The organism is Streptomyces sp. NPDC028314, assembly GCF_055565795.1.
Genome location: NZ_JBVHTP010000004.1, coordinates 260164 through 282448, shown reverse-complemented (window position 1 = coordinate 282448; position 22285 = coordinate 260164). Strand labels below are relative to the sequence as shown.

General features: G+C 73.4%; 18 protein-coding genes and 1 tRNA gene. 9 read left to right on the top strand and 10 right to left on the bottom strand.

The annotated features are described in order from the left end of the window. Positions 1 to 15 precede the first annotated feature (15 nt). The gene (locus ACZ4TG_RS12240; protein ID WP_468161874.1) at positions 16 to 1836 is read right to left on the bottom strand and encodes a GTPase; all 1821 of its coding nucleotides are present in this window, start codon (positions 1834 to 1836) and stop codon (positions 16 to 18) included. A 4-nt stretch (positions 1837 to 1840) separates the two neighbouring features. After that, entirely contained in the window at positions 1841 to 3457 is a 1617-nt protein-coding gene (locus ACZ4TG_RS12235; protein ID WP_468161873.1) for a dynamin family protein, read from the bottom strand. A gap of 323 nt (positions 3458 to 3780) precedes the next feature. Here ACZ4TG_RS12235 and ACZ4TG_RS12230 point away from each other — a divergent pair. Continuing rightward, positions 3781 to 3853 (top strand) — tRNA-Arg (locus tag ACZ4TG_RS12230). Positions 3854 to 4376: 523 nt separating this feature from the next. Here ACZ4TG_RS12230 and ACZ4TG_RS12225 read toward each other — a convergent pair. Next, on the bottom strand, positions 4377 to 5897 hold the full coding sequence (locus ACZ4TG_RS12225; protein WP_468161872.1) for a NaeI family type II restriction endonuclease: 1521 nt from the start codon (positions 5895 to 5897) through the stop codon (positions 4377 to 4379). Positions 5898 to 5991: 94 nt separating this feature from the next. Between ACZ4TG_RS12225 and ACZ4TG_RS12220 the strand changes: the two genes are divergently transcribed. Then, a complete protein-coding gene (locus ACZ4TG_RS12220) occupies positions 5992 to 6306 on the top strand; it encodes a hypothetical protein (RefSeq protein WP_468161871.1) in 315 nt (104 codons plus the stop codon). 13 nt (positions 6307 to 6319) lie between these two features. Here the strand turns inward: ACZ4TG_RS12220 and ACZ4TG_RS12215 are convergent, their stop codons facing one another. The 3 genes from ACZ4TG_RS12215 to ACZ4TG_RS12205 all read right to left on the bottom strand — a co-directional run bounded on the left by ACZ4TG_RS12215 (position 6320) and on the right by ACZ4TG_RS12205 (position 9027). Further along, a complete protein-coding gene (locus ACZ4TG_RS12215; protein WP_468161870.1) occupies positions 6320 to 7897 on the bottom strand; it encodes an alpha/beta hydrolase in 1578 nt (525 codons plus the stop codon). 111 nt (positions 7898 to 8008) lie between these two features. Beyond that, positions 8009 to 8479, bottom strand: coding sequence for a phospholipase (locus ACZ4TG_RS12210; protein ID WP_468162108.1), 471 nt, complete (start codon positions 8477 to 8479; stop codon positions 8009 to 8011). A gap of 146 nt (positions 8480 to 8625) precedes the next feature. Beyond that, positions 8626 to 9027: a DnaJ family domain-containing protein gene (locus ACZ4TG_RS12205; protein ID WP_468161869.1), complete on the bottom strand. Its 402-nt coding sequence runs from the start codon at positions 9025 to 9027 to the stop codon at positions 8626 to 8628. 302 nt (positions 9028 to 9329) lie between these two features. Between ACZ4TG_RS12205 and ACZ4TG_RS12200 the strand changes: the two genes are divergently transcribed. Then, positions 9330 to 9854: a hypothetical protein gene (locus ACZ4TG_RS12200; protein WP_468161868.1), complete on the top strand. Its 525-nt coding sequence runs from the start codon at positions 9330 to 9332 to the stop codon at positions 9852 to 9854. Between the two features lie 28 nt (positions 9855 to 9882). Here the strand turns inward: ACZ4TG_RS12200 and ACZ4TG_RS12195 are convergent, their stop codons facing one another. After that, positions 9883 to 10656 (bottom strand): alpha/beta fold hydrolase, encoded by a 774-nt coding sequence (locus tag ACZ4TG_RS12195; protein WP_468161867.1) that lies wholly within the window; start codon positions 10654 to 10656, stop codon positions 9883 to 9885. An 83-nt stretch (positions 10657 to 10739) separates the two neighbouring features. Between ACZ4TG_RS12195 and ACZ4TG_RS12190 the strand changes: the two genes are divergently transcribed. The 5 genes from ACZ4TG_RS12190 (at position 10740) to ACZ4TG_RS12170 (ending at position 17487) form a co-directional block, all read left to right on the top strand. Next, positions 10740 to 11477 (top strand): 4'-phosphopantetheinyl transferase family protein, encoded by a 738-nt coding sequence (locus tag ACZ4TG_RS12190; RefSeq protein ID WP_468161866.1) that lies wholly within the window; start codon positions 10740 to 10742, stop codon positions 11475 to 11477. Positions 11478 to 12265: 788 nt separating this feature from the next. Continuing rightward, positions 12266 to 13456 carry a S8 family peptidase gene (locus ACZ4TG_RS12185; protein ID WP_468161865.1) on the top strand — a complete coding sequence of 397 codons (1191 nt, stop codon included), beginning with the start codon at positions 12266 to 12268 and terminating at the stop codon, positions 13454 to 13456. 278 nt (positions 13457 to 13734) lie between these two features. Then, positions 13735 to 15027 (top strand): hypothetical protein, encoded by a 1293-nt coding sequence (locus ACZ4TG_RS12180; RefSeq protein ID WP_468161864.1) that lies wholly within the window; start codon positions 13735 to 13737, stop codon positions 15025 to 15027. 178 nt (positions 15028 to 15205) lie between these two features. Then, positions 15206 to 16237 (top strand): WxL protein peptidoglycan domain-containing protein, encoded by a 1032-nt coding sequence (locus ACZ4TG_RS12175; RefSeq protein ID WP_468161863.1) that lies wholly within the window; start codon positions 15206 to 15208, stop codon positions 16235 to 16237. A 68-nt stretch (positions 16238 to 16305) separates the two neighbouring features. Then, entirely contained in the window at positions 16306 to 17487 is a 1182-nt protein-coding gene (locus ACZ4TG_RS12170) for a hypothetical protein (RefSeq protein ID WP_468161862.1), read from the top strand. A 142-nt stretch (positions 17488 to 17629) separates the two neighbouring features. Here ACZ4TG_RS12170 and ACZ4TG_RS12165 read toward each other — a convergent pair whose 3' ends face one another. After that, positions 17630 to 17806, bottom strand: coding sequence for a hypothetical protein (locus ACZ4TG_RS12165; protein ID WP_468161861.1), 177 nt, complete (start codon positions 17804 to 17806; stop codon positions 17630 to 17632). Between the two features lie 212 nt (positions 17807 to 18018). Here ACZ4TG_RS12165 and ACZ4TG_RS12160 point away from each other — a divergent pair, with 212 nt between their 5' ends. Then, entirely contained in the window at positions 18019 to 18678 is a 660-nt protein-coding gene (locus ACZ4TG_RS12160) for a hypothetical protein (protein ID WP_468161860.1), read from the top strand. Positions 18679 to 18812: 134 nt separating this feature from the next. On the opposite strand, the gene ACZ4TG_RS12155 is transcribed toward ACZ4TG_RS12160, so the two are convergent. Together ACZ4TG_RS12155 and iolD are read right to left on the bottom strand one after the other, a co-directional pair. Beyond that, positions 18813 to 20312 (bottom strand): CoA-acylating methylmalonate-semialdehyde dehydrogenase, encoded by a 1500-nt coding sequence (locus ACZ4TG_RS12155; protein WP_468161859.1) that lies wholly within the window; start codon positions 20310 to 20312, stop codon positions 18813 to 18815. Positions 20313 to 20324: 12 nt separating this feature from the next. Next, positions 20325 to 22277: a 3D-(3,5/4)-trihydroxycyclohexane-1,2-dione acylhydrolase (decyclizing) gene (iolD, locus tag ACZ4TG_RS12150; protein WP_468161858.1), complete on the bottom strand. Its 1953-nt coding sequence runs from the start codon at positions 22275 to 22277 to the stop codon at positions 20325 to 20327. Positions 22278 to 22285: the final 8 nt, after the last annotated feature.

Below are 22285 nucleotides of genomic sequence, written 5' to 3'. Positions count from 1 at the left end.
GCTCCAGCCTGTGGATTACTGACGGGTTGTGGAAAACTTCGCCACCGCCGCGTACTGCTCGCGCACCTCCCGGTAGCGCAGCAGCTCCGCCGCGACGGGCTCCAAAACCCGGGCCCGGCCGCATCCGGCGGCGGCCTGCCGCAGCCGCCGCTCCGCGTCCTGTCCGTACCGCCTGGCGGGGCCGCGGGCGGCGATCGCGCAGGCCCATTCCACCAGCGGCCCGCCGACGATGCCCGCCACCATCAGCAGCACCGGCGGCAGCAGGCGCGGCTCCAGGACCCCGGCGATCTGCCCGACCAGCCACAGCCCGCCGTAGATCTGCAGCAGCGTCATGGCCGCCTGGGCGAGCACCGCGGCCGGCCACCACGTGGGCCGCGGCGGCTTGACCCGGGGAACCGTCACCGCGGTGCCCAGGGTCACCGCGATCTCGTCCAGCGCCTCCGGCAGCTGTTCGGCGCCGCGCACCGCGGTCTCCCGGACGGCCTGGGCCCACGGTTCGGGCAGGCCGACGACCGCCTCGTCCGCGACCGTCCGTACGGCCTGCTCCACCCGCTGCCGGGCGGTGACCTCCTCCTCCACCGGCTGGTCGGCGGCCGTCGGGTTGCGCCCGATCGCCGCCAGCGCGGCCAGACCCGCCAGCGAGCGCGGGGCGCGCCGGCTCTCGTACCAGCGCCACAGCCGCAGCCACGGCGTCCCGCACGCCTTCCCGGCATTGCGCCGCCAGGCCCGCTCGGCGGCGAGCCCGGCCGCGTACGCCCCGACGGCCTCGGCCAGCCGGTCCTCGAACTCGGCGCGCGCCGCCTCCCCGATCTCGGGCCCGGCGTGCCCGTCGGCGATGTACAGCGGCCGCAGGCGCAGCGCGGCCCGGTCGACATCGGCGGAGATCCGCCGGGTCGCCGCCCCCTTCTCCTGGGTGAACTGTCCGAGGAGTTCGCGCAGTTCCCCGACGCCTTCACCCGTCAGGGCGGAAAGTCCGAGGACGGTGGCCCCGGGCTCGCCGTGTTCCCCGAGCGCGATCCCGTCGTCGTCCAGCAGCCTGCGCAGGTCGTCCAGTACGAGGTCCGCGGATTCGCCGGGCAGCCGGTCCACCTGGTTCAGGACGACGAACGTCACCTCCGCGTGCCCGGCCAGCGGCCGCAGGTACTTCTCGTGCAGCACGGCGTCCGCGTACTTCTCCGGGTCCACCACCCACACGACGGCGTCGACCAGCGCCAGCACCCGGTCCACGTGGTCCCGGTGCGCGCCCACCGCCGAGTCCAGGTCGGGCAGGTCCACGAGGACCATCCCGCGCAGGGCCTCCGCCTCCGAGGTCTCCCGGGGCCTGCGCCGCAGCCTGCCGGGGATCTCCAGCCGGTCCAGCAGTCCGGCGGCCCCGTCGGCCCAGCTGCACGCGATCGGGGCGGCGGTGGTGGGGCGGCGCAGGCCGGTCTCGGAGATCTGCACCCCGGCGAGGGCGTTGAAGAGCGTGGACTTGCCGCTTCCGGTGGCTCCGGCGATCGCGACGACCGTGTGCTGCGCGGACAGCCCGCGCCGGGCGGCCGCCTCGTCCAGCACCCGGCCGGCCTCGGCGAGGCTCTTGCCGTCGAGGATGCGGGTGCGCGACAGCCCGACCAGCTGGCGGAGCGCTTCGAGGCGGGTGCGCAGGGCCTGTGCCTCGGGGCTGAGCGGCGGAGCGGGGGACTTGCCGCCGTCGTTGCCGGCGCCGGAGACGGCCCGTACGAGGGCTTCGTCGCCGTCCTCGCCGGCGCCGTCCTCCTCCAGTCCGTCCGGGTGGCGCGATCTCGCGATGAGTCCGTCGTCCCAGCGGTCGTCGGTTCGGTCGGTCAAGGCGGTCACCGTGTCACCTCTCCTTCTGCAGTACGGACAACGCGGCGATCAGCTCGGCCTGTGGTTCGGGGCTCACTTCGAGGGCTTCCAGGGGGGCGAGACGGCGGTCGCGTTCGGCGCGCAGTACCTGGTCCAGGTGCTCGGCGACGAGCTCGCCGCCCCGGTCGCGCAGCCGTACGGCGGCCTGTACGCCGATCCGTTCGGCGAGCTTCTCCCCCGCCGGGCGGGCCCGCTTGCCGCCGAGGAGGGCGGCGACCAGCAGGGCGGCGACGCCGTCGGGGTCGGGCGCGGGCTGCTTGTCGAGGCGGGAGACCTCCTCCTCCGCGAGTTCCTCCAGTACGCGCCGCCAGCGCCGTACGGCCATGCCGATACGTTCCGCCGCCTCGCGGTCGGGCACCGGCACCGGGACCGCCCCCGAGGCCGGTTCGTGCCGCCAGGCCTGCGCGATGCGCTCGTCGGCGGCGGCCACCGCGCACTGGAGCAGGGCCGCGAGGGATTCGGCCAGCGAGTCGAGCAGCTCGTCGGCGGTGGTGTCGAGGGGGTAGCCCCGCCAGCGGGTCAGCGCGTCCCCGGCGAGCACGGCGCCCTTGTCGAGCCGGTTGCGGACCCGCTTGCCCTCCTGGCGGTACGCGTCCGTGACGGCCGAGGTCAGCCGTACGGCGGCGGCGTGCTGGGCGGCGACGGCGGAGGCGAGCTCCGGCATCCGGCGGCCGAGGGAGTCCAGCGCGCCCAGCGCGGTCCGCCCGACGGCGTGCTGCCGGGCGGCGGGGTCCTGGGCGTGGTGGCTGAGCCACGCGTAGAGCGGCGCGACGGCGCTGGCCGGCAGCAGCCCGCCACCGCCCGCCGATTCGGGCAGCTCGGGCACCGTGAACCGCGGTACGTCGCCCAGTCCGGCGCGCTTGAGCAGGGCCCCGTACTGCCGGGAGACGTCGGTGAGCACCTGGTGCGGGACCCGGTCGAGCACGATGATCAGGGTGGCCTTGTACTGCTTGGCGGTGCGCAGCAGGTGCCAGGGGACCGCATCGGCGTACCGGGAGGCGGTGGTGACCATGACCCAGACGTCTGCGGCGCAGACGAGCTCGGCGGCCAGGGTGCGGTTCTCGACGACGAGGGAGTCGATGTCGGGGGCGTCGAGGATGGCCAGGCCGCGGGGGAGCGTCGAGACGGTCTCGATCCTCAGTTCCCGGGTGGCGTGGGTGTTCCCGCGCGGGGTCCTGCGGCCCGGGGCGGGCGGGGCATCGTCCTCCCCGTGCGGCACCCAGACGCGCATCAGGTCGGGCAGGACGCGCATCCCGGCGAACCAGTGATGATCATCCGGATGGCAGACGAGCACAGGGGTGCGTGTCGTGGGGCGCAGCACCCCGGCTTCACTGACCTGCCTCCCCACGAGGGAGTTGACGAGGGTGGACTTGCCGGCCCCGGTGGACCCGCCGACTACGGCGAGCAGCGGCGCCTCGGGCGCCTTCAGCCGGGGTACGAGGTAGTCGTCGAGCTGCGCGAGCAGCTCGGCTCTGGTCTGGCGGGCGCGCGGAGCGCCGGGCAGGGGCAGCGGCAGACGCACGGACGCGACCCGGTCGCGCAGGGCGGACAGGGCATCGAGCAGCTGAGGCCGAACATCCAAGGTCACCACATGCGAAGAATGCCCAATTTGGGACCATTTTTGAAGCTTATACGTCCTCTGCGCGCCGACCGCGACTCCACTGGGACATCCTGGACACGGCGGACGAGTGGGACGCAGGCATAACGAGTGCACAACACCCAGGGCGACGCGGCGCAAAAGCGATGCGAGAATCGCACCTGCCTGCGATTATCGGGACCGCTTCACCGAACCTCCACATCGTGGCACGCGGGTGAAGCAACCGGGACAAGGCAACCGGAGCCCTATCCTTGACCCGGCACGGACCACAGTCCCACCCCCACCTCGGGGCTCCAGGCCACCACGGCCACCTTCCGGCCCCCGTAGCTCAGTGGATAGAGCAGGTGCCTTCTAAGCACTTGGCCGCAGGTTCGAGTCCTGCCGGGGGCACTCTCCACGTCCCACCTCAAGCCCTCCCCTCGGGGAGGGCTTTCGTGCAGGTCAGCGGCACCTTGACGGGCTCAGCGCAGCGACGGCGCAAGCCCCCGCACCGGCCCCGCCGGCAGCCCCGCCGGTCCGCCGGGACCCGGCTGCGCACGACTCCCGCCGGGCGTTCTCCCCGGAAGACCGGCCCGGGGCTCCGCCGCCCGCGCCACCCTCGGCCCCCACGCCGGACGGCTCCTGCGGACCGTCGGCGCGCGCCCGACCACCGACCGGCCGAACCATCACATTTCACCCATAAGCTGCAAGTCACACAGGGATTCCGCTCTGTGCGGCACGCCGAACCGCGACGAAAGCACGCCGTTGTTCGGCCAGGCCGCCGGGCGGGCGCGCCGCAGTTCGCACACACGCCCGACCGCCGGGGAGACGTACGCGCGTTCGGCGGGTACGGCCGAGCGGGCGTTGCTCCAGACGCGCCGGAAGACCGCCGCGGCGGCCACGCCGGCCGACCCCGCACCACGGCCGGTTGCGGTCACCCGAGAGGCTCGACGGGGTCGCCGGGAGTGGCGAGCGTCCAGGACCTTCCCTTGTACACGACGGAAGGGACGTCGCCGTGATCGGGCCGCAGCGGGGTCAATCCCACGCTGAGCCACTGCCCTTGGGCCGGTACCGGCAGGCCCAGCGCCCTGGCGACCTGCCGGTCTTCGGGGAAATCCCCGAGGACGACGATCCCCTCCTGGGCCAGCGCGCGCCGGGAGTCCCGTACCCGCTTCGCCGCATCGGACCGCATGGCCACGGTCGCCAGGGCGGTACGGCTGATCAGCTGCTCGCGGACGCTCCGGAAGAGGGCGCTGATCCGGAACTGCGACACACGGTGGGAGAGCGCCTCGTCCACGATCGTGCGCGGCAGGTGGAGGAGCAGGTTTTCCGGAAGCGGCGCGTCTTCGAAGATCCAGTGGACCGAACGTCTCCCGACGCTGGTCAGGGCACGCTTGCCGTCCCTGTTGGATCCCGGGGTGAGCAGATCCTCGGTGATGCGGACAAGACCTGCGCTCCAAGAGGACCTGGCGTCGTCGGCCGTCACGAGAACGCAGACCCGTCCGATGTGCTCCCGACCGAGGATCCACCTGCCCGTGGTGCTGAAGCGCAGCTCGACGTCCGTGCCGGCGAGGGAGAAGTCCGTCTGCCGCCCGCTGCCGGCCTGCCATGCGCTCCGCAGCGTGTGTTCCACCTTCGCGCCGAGGTACGCGCGCTCGCTCCGGGACAGTTCGGCCCAGTCGTAGCGGCCGGTCCGCTGGCCGTCCAGGACCTCGTCGATGGCGGCCCGGAGCGCTTGGGCGGCGTGCCCGCCGTGAGGGTCGACGTCGAGCAGGGCGCGGGCGACGCGTCCGATTTCCTCGTCCGGGGTCGCGTTCGGGGTCGCGTCCGGGGTCGCGTCCGGGGGGCCGGATTCCGTGTCCCCCCACTCATATACCCAGGGTGAATCCCGCACCGCATCGCGGTCGGGCCCATCCGGATCGGCGACCTCCGGCCGGGCGAGCCGGTCGAGGGCCTCCGCAAGCCGCCGCCGCGCCTTCGACTCCGACTTGCGGACACGGGCCAACTCGTCCTGCAACGCGATGATGCGGCGCTGCGCGGCGATCAGGTGCGCTTCGCCCTCCGGGTTCGGCGCCGACCGAGTGGCATTCGCGCCGGCCTTGTGGCGGGCGTGGTGCAGGAGCCCGCTCACTTCTTCGAGCAGCTCCGCCTTGCGTTCCGGCGGCGCGCACACGGTGACTATGGCGACCGCCAGCGCACCGTCGCGAGCCAGCCCCTTTCCCTTCAGCCGGGCGGACAGCGTGGTGTACCCCGGCGGAACAGCCCCGTAGTGCTCGGCAGTCAGTCGCTCGCTGAGGCCCCGCAGCCCGCCTTCGGTGCCGTCGACCAGCCCGCGCAGGAACACCACGAGCGCCGCGGTGTCGGCGTCCAGGTGGGCGATGGATGCCCACGGGCGCCCTCGCCTTCCGCGCCGACCAGCCATCATCCCCCCTGTTTGATTTACCCATTGTGCCATTTGATCGAGGCGACCTAATGATCAATCTTCTGGGTCCGGGGGCCGTGGAGCACGCTGATGAGCACGTCACCCGACTCGCTCCGAAGGGAAGTACATGCGTCAGCGCACCACTGGTCTCTGCGCCTTCGTCGCCATGCTCGCGGCGGTGGTGGCCTTGATCGCCCTGGACGTGTCGCCCGATCAAATCGCCCTGCTGGCCTCCGCCCTGGCCGGGCTCTACACGGCCTGGCGCCAGAGCAGCCCGCCTCCGGCCGAACGGGAACGCGCCGAGCCCGAGCCCGCCGAACGGGAACGCGCCGAGCCCGAGCCCGCCGACCCCGGTACCGGCCCCGGCCCCGGCACCGGCCCCCGCCCCGGCGCGCCGCAGTCGCGCGGCCCTGCGGGGACCGACGCCGGCCGGAGCCACTGACGAAGCGCGGCCGTCAGCCCGCGGCGGCCGGGGTCGGCAGCGGGGTGCCCGGGCAGCCGGTGTCCTCGGGCGGGAGGGCGCCGGTGAGGAGGTAGGCCTCGACGTGGGCGTCGACGCACGGGTTGTGGTTCTGGAACTGGCCGTGGTCGCCGCCCTCGACCGTGATCAGGCGGGAGCCGGCCAGGCCCCGGTGGGCGCGCACGGCGGCCTCGTAGTACGTCGCAGGGTCGTTGCGCGAGTTGAGCATCAGCACCGGCGGCAGCCCCTTGCCGGTCACCTTGACCTGCGGCGCCTTGGACCGGGGCCAGTTCGCGCAGATCGACGCGAACGTCAGTTCGCGCGCCCCCGCCAGCGGATGGGACGCGGTGTCCCGCGCACTGCGCTCCACCCAGTACCGGCTGTCGCGGTTCCAGGGCGTGTCCGAGCAGGTGACGGCGAAGAAGTCCGCGAAGAAGCCGGCCTGCATGACGTGCTTGAAGCTCTTCGCCACGTACGTCCTCGCCTCCGGGGACGCCGCCTCCGGGTGCTGGAGGATGCCGAGGAGATCGGCGAAGCCCCGGAACTTCCCCTGTGCGTCGTACATCGCGTCCGTGGCCGCCGCGTCGAGGTGGTTCGGGGTGATGAGCGTCCCCTCGATGTCCAGCGGACGCTCGCGCAGGGCGGCCCGCAGCCGTTCGTAGGCCGCTTGGGCCTCGGCGGGGGTGCTGCCCTGGTGGTAGGTCGCGTCGTTCTCGGCCAGCCACGGCAGGAAGTCCTGTTCGAACCTCCGCTGGAAGCTCATCGGCTGGCCCGTCAGGAAGGACTGCCACGTTCCGGTGAAATCGATGTTGCTGTCGAGCACGACCCGTTCCACCCGGCGGGGGAACCGTGTGGCGTAGTACGCCCCGAGGAAGGTGGCGTACGACGGCCCGAAGTAGGAGATCCTCTCCTCTCCGAGCAACTGCCGGTACAGATCCATGTCGTGCACGGCCTGATCGGTGGTGATGTACGGCAGCAGGTCGCCGGACTCCCGTACGCAGTCCCGTACGAAGCCGCGCGCCCGGTCGAAGGTCCGCCGGACGGCCGCCGCGGACCGGTCGCGCAGATCGCCGCTGCCGAAGAACGCGTCGACCGCGTCCTGGCCGGAGCATTCGACGCGGGTGCTCGCGCCGACACCCCGCTGGTCGAAGCTGACGATGTCGTACGCCTCCGCCAGCTTCGGGCTGTACGAGGCCAGGCCCGCCGGGCGCAGCAGCCCCGACGCCCCGGGGCCGCCCGCCGCCATCATCAGCACCCCGCGGCGCTTCGCCTGGTCCGGGGCGAGCCGCCGGGACACCGCGATGTCGAGGTCCCGTGCGCCGCCCGGGTGGTACCAGTCCCGGGGCACGGCCATCGTGGCGCACTCCAGGCCGGCCGGCGCGGACCCGGGCGCGGACCCCGAAGGGGCCGGGCACGGATGCCAGTCGAGCCGCTGGTTCCGGTACCGCTCCGGCACCGGAGGCGCCTGCGCCGTCTCCGCCGCGCCGGCCGGGACGGCGGGCAGGGCCGCCGCGACGACCAGCCCGCAGACGGCGGCCGCGGCCCACCGCGCGGACCTGCTGAACACACGCATCTGTCTGTCTCCCCGCTCCGGTCCATCGGTCCCCTTGATCGTCGCGGGTTCGCCTCCTGCCTTCGATGGCCCTGCCATCCGGATCCGGGGTGGTGCTGGTGCCACCCCCGGTCAGTCGAGGCGCCCCCGGCCGGAGTCCGAGATCCCGAAGGCCCGGACTGCTTGGTAGTACGTCCAGGCCGTGCTGTCGCAGGAGGCCTTCCTCACCGGTGGGTACTGCGCGCAGACCCGCCTCAGGTCCTCGTGGAAGGCCTGGTCCAGGCGGGGTTTGTGGGCCGGGAAGGTGCCCGCCGCCTTGTAGTTGCGGTATCCGAAGTCGTGGCGGGCGCATGCCGTCCGGAAGGGGAAGCCGAACGGGTTGTCCGGGGAGGTGGTGCAGTAGTCCGTCGACCAGTCGAACCCGTACGCCGACCACTTGGCCCGGTCTCCGCGCGCCGCGAGCCAGGTGGTGTAACTGGCCGCGCTGGTCTGGGTCCAGCCGATCAGCACCTGCGGCTTGTCCGCCGGCACGGCCGGGAGCGCGGACGCGGTGGCCGCGAGGGCGAGCAGCCCGGCCAGGGACGTGGACGCCGACGCGAGCAGCGGGGCGAGGCGAAGCGGCACGGCGATCCTCCGGGACCCGAGACAGGGGCCCTTCGACGGCCCTCAGCCCCTCTAACGCCGCACCCCACCCCCGGTGCCGGGGGTGGGGTGAAACGGCGCCCCGCGGATCTCTTGGGCGCCGGTGCTCAGCCGGTGCGTCCCTCGCGCCACGTCGTCAGCACGGCCTCGACGTCGAACGCGGTGAGGTTGAGCGGCGGCCCGGGCGGGGGCATGCGCAGCGCCGCGCCGATCTTCTCGTTGATCTCCGTGAGGATGTCCCGGACCTGGCGCTCGGAGCGCGCCGCCCGGACCGCTTCCATCGCGTCCTCGGCCTCCTTGCGCAGGGCGAGCGCCGGAGGGAGGGAGGAGAACCCCTCGCGGTGCATCTTGCCCTTGATCCACCACAGCTCGTCGTACGGTGCGTCGAGCGAGGCCAGCGGCTTTCCGTACCCCGGGAGGGCCTCGAACTCGCCGCGTTCGGCGGCTTCCCTGATCTGCCGGTCAACCCAGGACTCGAAGCTGACCCCCGGCGGCTTGCGCTCGGTCACGTTCCCTCCTCGGACGTACGGCCCGTGCGCACGGCCATGCGCACGGCCATGCGCACGGCCATGCGCACGGCCATGCGCAGGGGCCTCCGCTGGGCTCCCTCGCACGGGCTCCCTCGCACGGGACGAACTCGTCGTACAACCAGCCTATCCCCGCTGCCCGCCGCGCTTCGCGGGGGATGCCGGGCTCTGCCGGGAGAGACCGACCCGCTCTCAGGTATGAGGCCCTGTAAGACTTCCGGCAGAGCTTCGGTTCGTTCTGCGGAGGGACGCGCGAAGACGCTCCGCCACGAACACTGGTCTCTATGAAACGCCGTCCTCTCGTCATCGCCGCCGCCACCGTGGGAGCCCTCGCCACCGCTGCCTTCGCGCTGCCGAACCTCCCGCCCAACCCGGTCACCGACACCCTCAACGACCGCGTGTTCAAGGAGAAGGGCAAGCGCTTCGCGACCGCCGCGGACGCGCCCACCCGAGGGGAACGGGCCTTCACCCTGCCCGGCTGGATACCCAAGGACGCGACCGACGTCCGAATACAGGCGCGCACCACCAGCGGGGCCCGGCTGATCCGGTTCACCCTCGGCGAGACCCCGCTGGACGGCCCGCAGTGCGCCGCCGGCCCGCCCGAGCGGGTGCGCAGCCCGCACCTCGGCGCCCGCTGGTGGCCGCGCGACACCCGGACCGACGAGCGGCCCGAGTGCCGGGACTTCTACCAGTACCAGGTCTCGGTGCGGGGCAAGAAGGTCTACGCCTGGACCGACGGGACCCCGTCCCCCGGCGCCCAGGCGCAGGACGGCACCCCGGCGGTACGCGCGGTGAGGACGAAGGGCTGAGAGCCGGCCCGTCTCCTCCTGGCTGCCGCTAGTCGCGCAGGAGGGCTGCGGCGGTGGCCCGGGCGAAGCCGTCCGGGTTGTCCAGCATGATGTTGTGCCCGCAGTCCGGGATCGGGACGACGGCGACCCCGGCCGCCTCCAGCGCTTCGGTGCCGGGCAGCGGTCCGTCCGCTTCCGGCAGCAGGTAGCTGCGCGGGATCTTCAGCTCCACCAGCAGTTCCCGCATGGTGGGGGTGGTTCCCGCGGCGAGGTGTACGGCGGTGCGGTACAGGGCGGTACGGCCCGTCAGCCGCATGGTGGACCACCAGTGCGCGCCGACCCGCTCGCGTACCTCGGCCCAGCCGTCGGCCAGGAACTCCTCCTCGGTGTAGGAGGCGATCCTGCTGCTGCCGGCCGTCGGGACGGGCGGCGCCGGATCCAGGTTGGCGTCCACCAGCACGAGGCGGGAGACCAGCGCGGGATGCCGGGCGGCCAGCACGATGGCGACGGCACCGCCCATGCTGTGCGCGATCACCTCGGCCCCGACGACGTCGGCCGCGGCCAGCGCCTCCGCGAGGGCGTCGGCGTGTGCCTCCAGCGTGTACGTGAACCCCTCGGGCCGGTCGCTGTGCCCGTGCCCCAGGAGGTCGACCAGCAGGGATCGCCGTCCGGCCAGCAGGGGGTGCACGGCGGCGGCCGCGAAGTAGGCGGGCGAGGTGGAGCCGAGCCCGTGCAGGTACACGCGGGCAGGCACCTCCACGTCCCCGGGGAGTTCTACCCAACGGATCCGGTCGCCTTCCGGCGTCACGACGGCACTGCGCACGGTGTGTTCCCCCTGGAGCTGCGGTATGACAATTCCGGGATGAGGTTAGCCGGGTCCGCGGGGGCCTCGTCTACCCTCATCAGGTGACCGAGTACGTGAACCAACTCGGCGGTGAAGCACCGCACATCGGCGCGCTCCCTGTGGGCCCGGCCGTGACCGTGTGGTCCCTGGACACCACGCGTGACGTGGTCGGCGGCCACGAGGTCGACGGGGCCTCGGCCGTGCTCGACGCGAGCGAACGGGATCGCGCGGGACGGCTGCTGCGCCCCGGGGACCGACACCGCTACGTGGCCTCGCACCTGGGGCTGCGGGTGCTGCTCGGCGGCTACCTGGGGCTGGCCCCGGAGAAGGTCACGCTGGTGCGCGAGGACTGCCCCTGCTGCGGCGGCCCGCACGGCCGGCCCGCGGTGGCGGGGGGCGCGGTGCACTTCTCGCTGTCGCACAGCGGGGACCTGGCGTACCTGGCGTTCGCCGGGGTGCCGGTGGGGGTCGACGTGGAGAGGATCCCGAGCCGGCAGGCGGTGGCGGACGTACTGCGGACCCTGCACCCGGCGGAAACGGCGGAGCTCCTCGCGCTCCCGGAAGCGGAACGGCGCGTGCCGATGGCGCGGCTGTGGTCCCGCAAGGAGGCCTACCTCAAGGCCACCGGCACGGGCCTGGCCCTCGGCCTGACCGACCCCTACGTCGGCTCGGGCCCCACCCCGGCCCCGGTCCCGGGCTGGACCCTGAACGACGTGCCGGCGCCGGAGGAATACGCCGCCGCCGTTGCCCTGGCCGGGCGGTTGACGGGGTTCGGGCTGTCCCGGCCGGGCCGGGCCTGATCTGCCGGTGCCCTGGCCGGGCGGGTGGCGGGGTTCGGGGTGTCCCCGGTGCCCCGGGCCTGTTTGCAGCTCGGCTGCCGTTGCCCTGGCCGGGCGATTTCCGGGGTTCGGGCTGTCCCGTGCCGGGCGGGGCCGGTTTGCAGCTCGGCTGCTGCGTGTCGCCTCAAGCGCCGGCGGGGCTGGGGTGGTGGGTCGGTGCCGTGTCCGGGGTGGGGTGTCGTCCGGGGCGGGCATGATTTATGGCGCCCGTTCCGGACTTGACGGGCTGGACCGACCCTGCGCCACAAATCACGTTTTAGCCCCGGTCGACACCCCACCCCGGCCCCGTCACCGACCCCGGTGGTCGGATAAATGTCCCCTACCGCGGGGGTTGGGCTTCGTGGCCGGGGGCGGTGTCGGGGTGGGGTGTTGTCCGGGGCTAAAACGTGATTTGTTGGCGCCCCGTACCGCCCCGCGACTGGGGGCTCGGCTGGGGCGCCATAAATCATGCCCGCCCCGGACCACACCCCACCCCGGCGGCGCCCCCGGCACCCCGCCCAACCCGCAGCCAAACCCAGCCCCGCCGGCGCTTGAGGCGCCCGCAGCAGCCGAGCTGCAAACGAGCCCCGCCCCGCAGGGGCACCCCGAACCCGACCCCCGCCCGGCCAGGGCAGGGGCAGCCCGAACCCCGTCAACGGCCCGGCCAGGGCAACGGCCCGGGACCCGGGTAGTCCCTCCGGGGGCGTGTCGTGCGCCCACTCGGCGCACCCTCCGCGCGCCCGCCCCGTACCTCGCCGAGCATCGGCCGCATGACCGCACTCACCGCGCTGCTCCCGGCCGCCGCCCTGCTGGCGACGGCCGCCCTGTCGACCGCGCCCGCCTCCGAAGCCGCCGCCGAAACCCTCGCCCCCTACGTCGTGGTCCTCAAGGCCGGCACGCGCGCCGCGGCCGCCACCCGCGCCCTTGCCGCCGAGGCGGCGGGGGCCGGCGACGAGGTCGGGGCCGTCTACGACACCGTGCTCGACGGCTTCCCCTTGCGCACCACCGCCGCCCGGGCGGCCGCGCTCGCCGCCGACCCGCGGGTCGCCTCCGTGGAGCCGGACGCGGCGTTCCGGATCAACGACGCCCCGGTCGACGGGGAACGCGCCGGGGGTGCCCAGTCCCTGGCGCCGTGGCCGCTGGACCGGATCGACCAGCGCGACCTTCCGCTCGACGGCTCGTACACGTACGGCTCGAAGGCGGAGGGCGTCACCGCGTACGTCGTGGACACCGGGATCAACACCGCCCACCAGGAGTTCGGCGGCCGGGCCCGCTTCGGCTACAACGCGGTGTTCCTGGAGTCCGCGACCGACTGCAACGGCCACGGCACGCACGTGGCGGGAACCATCGGCGGGGCGACGTACGGCGTGGCGAAGGGGGTCTCGCTCGTGGCCGTGAAGGTCGCCGACTGCCGGGGCAGCGGCCGCCTGTCGGAGATGGTGCGCGGCCTCGACTGGATGGTGCGGGACGCCAAGCGCAGCAAGGCCACCGCCGTCGCCAACATGAGCATGGGCGGCGGCCGCAGCTTCGCCCTCGACTCGGCGGTCACCCGGGCGGTCGCCTCCGGGATCACCTTCACCGTGGCCGCCGGGAACACCGCCGAGGACGCCTGCACGGGGTCCCCCTCGCGTGTCCGCCAGGCCATCACGGTCGGCGCGACCGACGCCGCCGACCGGAGGGCGCCGTTCTCCAGCCACGGCCGCTGCGTGGACCTCTCGGCACCGGGCGTGTCCGTGGTCTCCGCCTGGAAGGGTTCCCCGACCGCCCTCGCGCGGGCCTCCGGCACCTCCATGGCGGCCCCGCACGCGGCGGGCGTCGCCGCGCTGATCCTGGCCGGCGGGACGGCGAAGACCCCCGCCCAGGTCACCCGGTCGCTGCTGCACAGCGCCGTGACGGACCGGATCACCGGCCTCGTTCCCGGGACCCCGAACCTGCTGCTGCACGCCCCGACCGACCGCTGAGCCGCCCCGCTCGGACCTGCCCGGAGCCCTCCCGGAATACCGCCCGGAATACCGCCCGGAATACCGCGCGCACCACCCGCCCCGCCCACCGACCGGTCGGTACCCGGTGTCCCGTCGGACCCGTCCTGATGGGACATCAATTTCTGTGTGCTTCGGGCGAAAGCAAGTCATTGACTTCTCATCACCGCGACGCGTCAATGTCGGCCTCCGCACCGGCTCGGCCTCCCCCACACAGCGGGTGGGGGGAGGGGTTCGTCTGACGAAGGAGTCGCGACCCAGTGAGTACTACGTTCCGACGAAGAATTCTGGCCGGGGCGGGCGCATTGTCCCTGGCCCTGACGGGTGGCGCCGTGGGCCTGGCGGGGACGGCGCAGGCCGCGACCAAGACCACCTCGGTGTTCGTGAACTGCGACGCTCCGGCGCCGCAGCCGGACGGTTCGGGCAACCAGAACTTCACGGTCACCCTGCCCGACAACGCCAAGGCCGGCGACGTCGTCCCGATCACCATCGATCCGGGCGCGAGCCCGCTGGTCCCGGGCTTCTCCGTCACCACGGTGAACACCACCAAGATCACCCTCAAGGTGGGGACGACCACCCAGGTGGTCACCAGCCCTCCGGAGACCGTCAGCGTCGTGGCCGGGCAGCCGCTCGACCCGAAGGCGTTCTCCGGGACCGTGAAGATCCCGGACGGTTCCGAGGGCACCTCGGTCTCCGTCGCGCTGGACCTGGCGGTCACGGACGCGGACCTCAGCGGTTCGGTCTTCACCACCACCTGTGTCCCGGCTCCGCGGCCCAGCGCCCCGCTCGGCTCGGTGGCCGTGGAGGCCCTGCCCAAGGACCCGGTCACCACCAAGCTGACGCCGAACAGCGGCAAGGCGGGCACCGCCGTCGTCGTCACCGGCGCCAACTTCCCGGCCGGCGCCGTCACCTGCTCCGCCCTGCTCGCGGGCGTGGCGACCGGTGACACCGGTACCGGCTCGGCCGACGCGTCGGGCGCCGCGACCTGCGACATCACGGTCACCAAGAAGGCCGACGCCCTGAAGATCGACGGCTCGATCACCCCGTACAAGTCCTTCGTGTACCTGGAGGACCAGGCGGGCGTGAAGAACCCGGTCGACGTCGAGGTCCTCCCCGGGCCGCTGGCCCTCGGCCCGAAGGACGGCCAGCCGGCCGTCGACTTCGGCGCGGTCACCATCAACGGCAAGTCCCAGTCGGTGGTCGGCGTCTTCAACGCCGCGACGGTCCAGGACTTCCGCGGCGGCTCGCTCGGCTGGGACGTCACGGCGACCCGTACGCCGTTCCTGAACACCACGACCGGCCACTCGATGGCGAAGGCGCAGATCGGCATCCAGCCGTCCTGCACCGTCACCAACCCGGACAGCCCGAGCACCTGCACCGCGGGCACGCCCGGGGCGATCTCCGACACCCCGATGAAGGTGGCCTCGCAGGCCGCCGGCGGGGAGGAGCTGACCGGTGGTGAGTTCGCCGTCGGGGGCGCGGGGATGATCCAGCTCCCGCCGTTCATGTTCGCCGACACCTACCAGACGGTCGTCACCTTCTCGATCGCCTGACCGGGCCGGACCCCAGGGTGGTGCGGCGCTCCCCGGCGCCGCACCACCTTCCCGCATCCCCCGCACCACGCCCGGGCCCCGCGCCGCACCCCCGCGTCCCCGCGCCGCACCCCCACGCCCCCGCGCCGACGCACCGGCCCCCCGCTCCGTCCTGCCCGTCCCGTCTGGAGACCCGCCCATGCGCACCCGCATCTCCCCGTACGGTCTGCTCCTCGGCCTGCTCCTGCTGGGCGCGGGCCTGCTCCTCCCCGCCACCGCCGCCACGGCCGCGGACAACGGCACCTGGGGGGTCTTCCCGACGCCCCCGGCCGGTGCGGCGATGACCGACCGCGCGTACTTCTTCCACCAGGGCGCCGCCGGGACCACGGTCAGCGACAGCGTGACGATCCTGAACTCCTCCGACAAGGAGCTGACGTTCCAGGTCTTCGCGACCGACGCCGTGAACACCCCCGCGGGCGGCGCCTTCGCGCTGCTGCCCGTCGAGACGAAGCCGAAGGACGTCGGCAGCTGGACGGTGCTGCCTGCGGAGACCGGTGCCACCGTCACCGTGCCGCCCAAGGGCCGCAAGGACATCCCGTTCACGGTGAAGGTCCCCGAGGACGCGACGCCCGGTGACCACGTCGGAGGGATCGTCGCCCTCAACACGGCGGTCGAGGGCGTCCAGCCCGAGGGCAAGGTGCAGGTCGGGGTGAAGCGCTCGGTGGGCGCCCGGCTGTACTTCCGGGTACCCGGGCCGCTGACCCCGGGACTGAGCGTGGAGGACGTGCGGGTCAGCCGGGGCGCGCCGGTGCTGCCCTGGATCAAGGACGCCCGCGCCACCGTCTCGTACACCCTGGTCAACCGGGGCAACGTGGTGGTCGAGCCGAAGGTGACGGTGTCCGCCGAGGGGCTGTTGGGGCGGGACGTACTGGACCGGCCGGCCCGTGAGCTGCGGCTGGTGCTGCTGCCCGGGCAGCGCATCGAGCTGATGGAACCGTGGCCGGACGCCCCGCAGTTGGACTGGGTGACCGTCAAGGTGGCCGCGGGCGCCGCCGCCTACCCGGAGCTGGTCTCGGAGTCCGGTACGGACTTCCTCGCCGTCCCGTGGCCCGCGGTGGGCGCCGTCCTGGTGCTGGCGGGCGCCGGACTCGTCTTCCGGACGCTGCGCCGGCGCCGGCTCGCCGGCCCGGAACGGGCGGAACCGGCCCCGCCCTTGGCGCGGACCCGCTGACGGGCGAGGGTGTCCCCAGCTGACGGCGGCGGCATTCGGCCATCGCCGGCCACGGGGAGGCACGAGCGATGGAACCAACGCACAGCGAGCCCGGTCCGGCCGTCAAGGGCGCCGGGCTGCTGACCCGCATCGAGCGCGCGCTGAGCACGGGCACCGCCGCCTACCTGCCCGGGAACGGCTGGATCCGGCTCACGCTCCCGCTCGACGACGGCGGTCCGGCCCCGCTCACGGTGGACGTGGTCGCGGACACGACGCGGGCCCCGCACGGGATCGCGTACCTCCTGCCGGGCGGGGGTCTGAACTTCGCCGCCGAGTTCCTCGCCCCGGACGGCCACGACGGCGGCGGCCTCGCCCACCACCTGCGCCGCCAGGGCCTGCTGGTCGTCGGCGTCACCCCGCGCGAGGACGCCGCGACGGCCGCCGACATCACCGCCGAGTGGGGTCTCGCGGCGCACCGCCGGGACCTGGAGCAGGTGGTCTCGGCGCTGGACTGCGTACTGCGCCTGCCGTACCAGTACGCCGGCCACTCCGCCGGGGCCGCCCTCGCCCTGGACGCCGCCTCGTACGACGCCTCGCCGCGGCTGCGCCGGGTGCTCGTCCTGGACACCACCGGCCCGTACGCCGGGGACCTGGCGGTACGGGCGGCCCTGACGCGGGACGCGTACGCGGACCAGCTCGCTCAGGGCCGGTACGCCACCGACCCGGGCCTGGCCGCCCTGATCGCGCGGGCGGTGGCCGAACCGGACGCCCCCTCCCCCGTCCCGTGGCCGCCGGACCCGGCCCGGCGCTTCACCAACGCCGGGCTCGCCCACTTCGCGCTGATCCGCACCGCCGCCCTCCCCGGTCCGGCGAACTGGATCTACCAGCAGGGCCACAGCGCGGGCGAGTACCGCTTCGGCGCGACCCCGGCCGAGGACCGCTTCGCGCTGACCCACACCCCGCTCGCCACCTGGCACGCTGCGACCGCCGCCCTGGGCAGCGGGCTGCTCCCGACGGCCCTGATGCGGGACCTCGCGGCGATCTGGGCGGGCGACGCGGCGACGTACCCGATCGCCTGGGACCGCGTCCGCGCCGAGGTGGTGTGGGTCAACATGGAGCTGGGCCGGGGCGACGAACCCCACGGCGCCCACCTGATCCGCGCCGCCGGCAACACCCGCGTCACCTTCACCACGGTCCCCTCCTACGGCCACGGCGACGCGGTCTGGAGCACCAAGGCCCCGACCGACGTCTGGCCCCTGTTCCACCCCTGATGCGAGGCGCGCTCGGTCGATGGCCGCCCTCTGTGGGCGGAAGCCTCCGAGCCCCTCATGGCCGCGTCGGCGTGCCGGTCGTCGTCCGTCCGCCCTGCGGCCTCCTCGGCGGCGCCGCACGCCCGGCGGCGCGGCGGGCGGCTCAGTCGCCGCCACCGCCGCCGCAGGAGGAGCCGCCGCCGCAGGAGGCGTCTCCTCCCCCGCAGCCGTAGCCGCCACCGTCGCCGCCGCCGCGGCGCTTGGTCTTGTTGTTCCCGCCCGCTCCAACGGCCAGGATCACGATCAGGGCGAAGCCCGCGATGATCAGGAAGTCGGTCAAGTCGTCCCCCGTGGGTCTCGGTTCACACGTCGTCGGCACATCGCGTGTGCCGGGACGATGCCCGCTCGCGCGGGCGGCCCAACCGGAGTTGAGCAAGACCAGAGCTGGGCCCCGGCCCTTAACATGATCAGGCCACGCGCAGCGTGGCCTGGGGGACTCCGTCGTGGTCAAGGCCTGTTCTCCCCCGGAGATCTCCACGGGGAAAGAAACTCATGCGTCGCAATTCCATAGCCGTTCACGGGCTCCTGGCCACCGTACTGGGCGTCACGCTCACCGCCTGCGGCAGTGGCGGCGAAGGCGGCTCGCCGGCCGTTCCCGCCCTCTCCGGGGCGAAGACCGCGGGCGGGCAGGCCGCCCCGAGCCAGAGCCCGAGCCCGAGCCCGGAGGCCACGTGGGGTCCCGCGCTGTCGCTGGGGCAGCCGGCGCCGAAGCTCATCGAGGGCCCCGACGGCGGAACCTTCCAGGTGGCCGTGCAGAAGATCGTCAAGGGCGGCCCGAAGCAGATGAAGGCGGGCTACTACGACCAGCACCCCGAACTGGGCGACACCCCCTACTACGTCTTCGTGACGTACACCCTGAAGACAGGGAAGGTGGACCACCCGAACGCCAACCTCAACCTGCCCATCCACATCCTCGACGAGAAGGGGAACGAGGCGGCCAAGATGCCGGTCATCATCTCCGGCTACGAGGAGGGCGGCTGCCCCGTCGCAGAGGTCTACCTCGGCTGGGACATCGGCGAGACCCGCACCCGGTGTTCGGTCTGGATCGGCACCGCCGCCAAGCCGCCCGCCCGGCTGGTCTGGAACGGCGAAGACGCGCGGACGCCCGCCGAGTTCATGAAGCTGGACAGCTGGAAGTGGAGCACCCAGTAGTCGACCGGTAGTCACCCGGTAGTCACGTCACCCGTGGTCCAGCAGGAACCCCCGGCCGGTGAGGGTTGGCCGGGGGTCTGCTGTCCGGGGGTCTGCTGTCCGGGGTCTGCTGTCCGGAGGGTCGGGGTCGGGCGTCAGTGGTTGCGCGGGAAGCCGAGGTCCACGCCCGACGGGGCGTCGGCCGGGTCGGGCCAGCGGGTGGTGACGACCTTGCCGCGGGTGTAGAAGTGGATGCCGTCGTTGCCGTAGATGTGGTGGTCCCCGAAGAGGGAGTCCTTCCAGCCGCCGAAGGAGTGGTAGCCCACCGGCACCGGGATCGGGACGTTGACGCCGACCATGCCCGCCTCGATCTCCAGCTGGAAGCGGCGGGCCGCGCCGCCGTCCCGCGTGAAGATGGCGGTGCCGTTGCCGAACGGCGAGGCGTTGATGAGGGCCACGCCCTCCTCGTACGTCTCGGTGCGCAGCACGCACAGCACCGGGCCGAAGATCTCGTCGCGGTAGGCGTCGGAGTCGGTCTTGACGTTGTCCAGCAGTGAGAGGCCGATCCAGTGGCCGTTCTCGTTGCCCTCGACCGTGTAGCCGGTGCCGTCCAGGACCACGTCGGCGCCCTGCGCGGCCGCGCCCCTGACGTACGAGGCGACCTTGTCGCGGTGGGCGGCGGTGATCAGCGGGCCCATCTCGGAGGTCGGGTCGTTGCCCGGGCCGATCTTGATCTTCTCGGCGCGCTCGCGGATCTTGTCGACCAGGGTGTCGGCGATCGAGCCGACGGCGACGACGGCGGAGATCGCCATGCAGCGCTCGCCGGCGGATCCGTAGGCGGCCGAGACCGCGGCGTCGGCGGCCGCGTCCAGGTCGGCGTCCGGGAGGACGAGCATGTGGTTCTTGGCGCCGCCCAGGGCCTGGACGCGCTTGCCGTTGGCGGAGGCGGTGGTGTGGATGTGGCGGGCGATCGGGGTCGAGCCGACGAAGGAGACCGCCGCGATGCCGGGGTGCGCGAGCAGCGCGTCGACGGCGGCCTTGTCACCGTGGACGACGTTCAGCACGCCCGCCGGCAGACCGGCCTCGCTCATCAGCTCGGCCAGCTTGTTGGACGCCGACGGGTCCTTCTCGCTCGGCTTGAGGATGAAGGTGTTTCCGCAGGCCACGGCCAGCGGGAACATCCACATCGGCACCATGGCCGGGAAGTTGAACGGGGTGATGCCCGCGACCACGCCCAGCGGCTGGCGGATCGAGGAGACGTCCACGCGGTTCGACACGGACGTGGACAGCTCGCCCTTGAGCTGGGTGGTGATCCCGCAGGCCAGCTCGACGATCTCCAAGCCGCGGGCGACCTCGCCCAGCGCGTCCGAGTGGACCTTGCCGTGCTCGGCGGTGATCAGCTCGGCGATCGCGTCGCGGTTGGCGTCCAGCAGGGCGCGGTAGGCGAACAGCACCTTCGTGCGGGCGGCCAGCGAGGACTGGCCCCAGGTCTGGAAGGCCTCCTGGGCGACCTGTACCGCCGCGTCGACCTCATCGGCCGAGGCGAGGGCGACCTGGGTGGTGACCTCGCCGGTGGCCGGGTCGGTGACCGGGCCGTAGTTGCCCGACGCGCCCTCGACGGTCTTGCCACCGATCCAGTGGTTGACGGTCTTCATTGCCTTGCTCCTTCACAGATGGCGACGTCGCTGCGCGGCTTGCCGGTCGTACTCTTCGCGGGCCTCGATCGCCGACGTACGGGTCGCGGTCTCGGCCACAGGAACATCCCACCACGCCTGTGCCGGGGGTGGGCCCGACACAGTGTCGGGTGTTCGGGTCTGCACGTAGACACATGTGGGACGGTCCGCCGACCTGGCCTCGGCGAGGGCTTTCCGCAGGTCACGCACGGTCCGGGCGGAGATCACGGCCATCCCCAGGGAGGCCGCGTTCGCCGCGAGGTCCACCGGGAGCGGCGCGCCCCCGTACCCACCGTCCTCCCCCCGGAAGCGGTAGGCGGTCGCGAATCCCTCGCCGCCCACCGCCCCCGAGAGGCCGCCGATGGAGGCGTACCCGTGGTTGTCGAGGATGACCACCTTGACCGGGATGCCCTCCTGCACCGCCGTGACGAGCTCGGTCGGGTTCATCAGGTACGTCCCGTCCCCGACCAGCGCCCACACCGGCCGTCCGGGTGCGGCGAGCGCCGTCCCGATCGCGGCGGGGATCTCGTAGCCCATGCAGGAGTAGCCGTACTCCACGTGGTACTGGTCGGAGGACCGGGGCCGCCACAGCTTGTGCAGGTCCCCGGGCAGCGAGCCGGCGGCGTTGATCAGGATGTCGGAGGCGTCGCCGCCCTCGACGAGGGCGTCGAGCAGGCCGAGCACCTGGACCTGCGTGGGGACGGCGTCCTCGTCGGGAGTCGCCCAGGCCCGGTCGACCTGCCGCTCCCAGCCGATCTTTTCCTTCTTGTACGTGGCCTCGTGCAGGGGGTCCACGCGGTACCCGGCGACCGCTTCCCGGAGTTCTTCCAGGCCCACCCTGGCATCGCAGACCAAGGGCAGGGCGGCGAGCTTGTGGGCGTCGTACGGGTCGAGGTTCAGCCCGAGGAAGCGGACGGCGGGGTTCTGGAACAGGGTCGCGGAGGCGGTGGTGAAGTCGGTCAGCCGCGTCCCCGCCGCGATCACCAGGTCGGCCTCCCGGGCCAGGGCGTTCGCGGTGGAGGTTCCCGTGTGCCCGATGCCGCCCACCTCGGCGGGGTGGTCGTACGGCAGGGCGCCCTTGCCGGCCTGGGTGACGGCGACCGGGATCCCGGTCGCGGAGGCGAACTCCGCGAGGGCGGCCTGGGCCGCGCCGTGCCGGATCCCGCCGCCGGCCACGAGCAGGGGACGCGCGGAGCCCCGTACGGCCTCGGCCGCGGCGGCGAGCTCCTCCCGGCCGGGCCGGGGCCTGCGCACGCCCCACACCCGCTCGGCGAAGAACTCCTCGGGCCACTCGTACGCCTCGGCCTGCACGTCCTGCGGCAGGGCCAGGGTCACGGCGCCGGTCTGCACGGGGTCGGTGAGCACCCGCATCGCCTGGAGGGCGGCGGGGATCAGGGCCTCGGGGCGGGTGATCCGGTCGAAGTAGCGGGACACGGGCCGCAGCGTGTCGTTGACGGAGACGTCGCCGGCGTAGGGCACTTCCAGCTGCTGGAGCACGGGGTCGGCGGGCCGGGTGGCGAAGGTGTCCCCGGGCAGGAGCAGCACGGGGATCCGGTTGACGGTGGCCAGGGCGGCGCCGGTGACGAGGTTGGTGGCGCCGGGGCCGATAGAGGTGGTCACGGCGTGCGCGGACAGCCGCCCGCACTGCCGGGCGTACCCGACGGCGGCGTGCACCATGGCCTGCTCGTTGCGCCCCTGGAGGAAGGGCATCTCCCGCGGGCCGGACTCCAGCAGGGCCTGGCCGATCCCGGCGACGTTCCCGTGCCCGAAGATCCCCCAGGTGGCGGCGATCAGCCGGTGGCGCTGCCCGTCGCGCTCGGTGTACTGGCGCGCGAGGAACCGTACGAGGGCCTGCGCGACGGTGAGCCTGCTCGTGCCCGGCCCCGCACTCGTGCCCGGCCCTCCGGCCGTGTCCCTTGCTCCGGCCGTGTCCCTTGCTCCGGCCATGTCCCTTC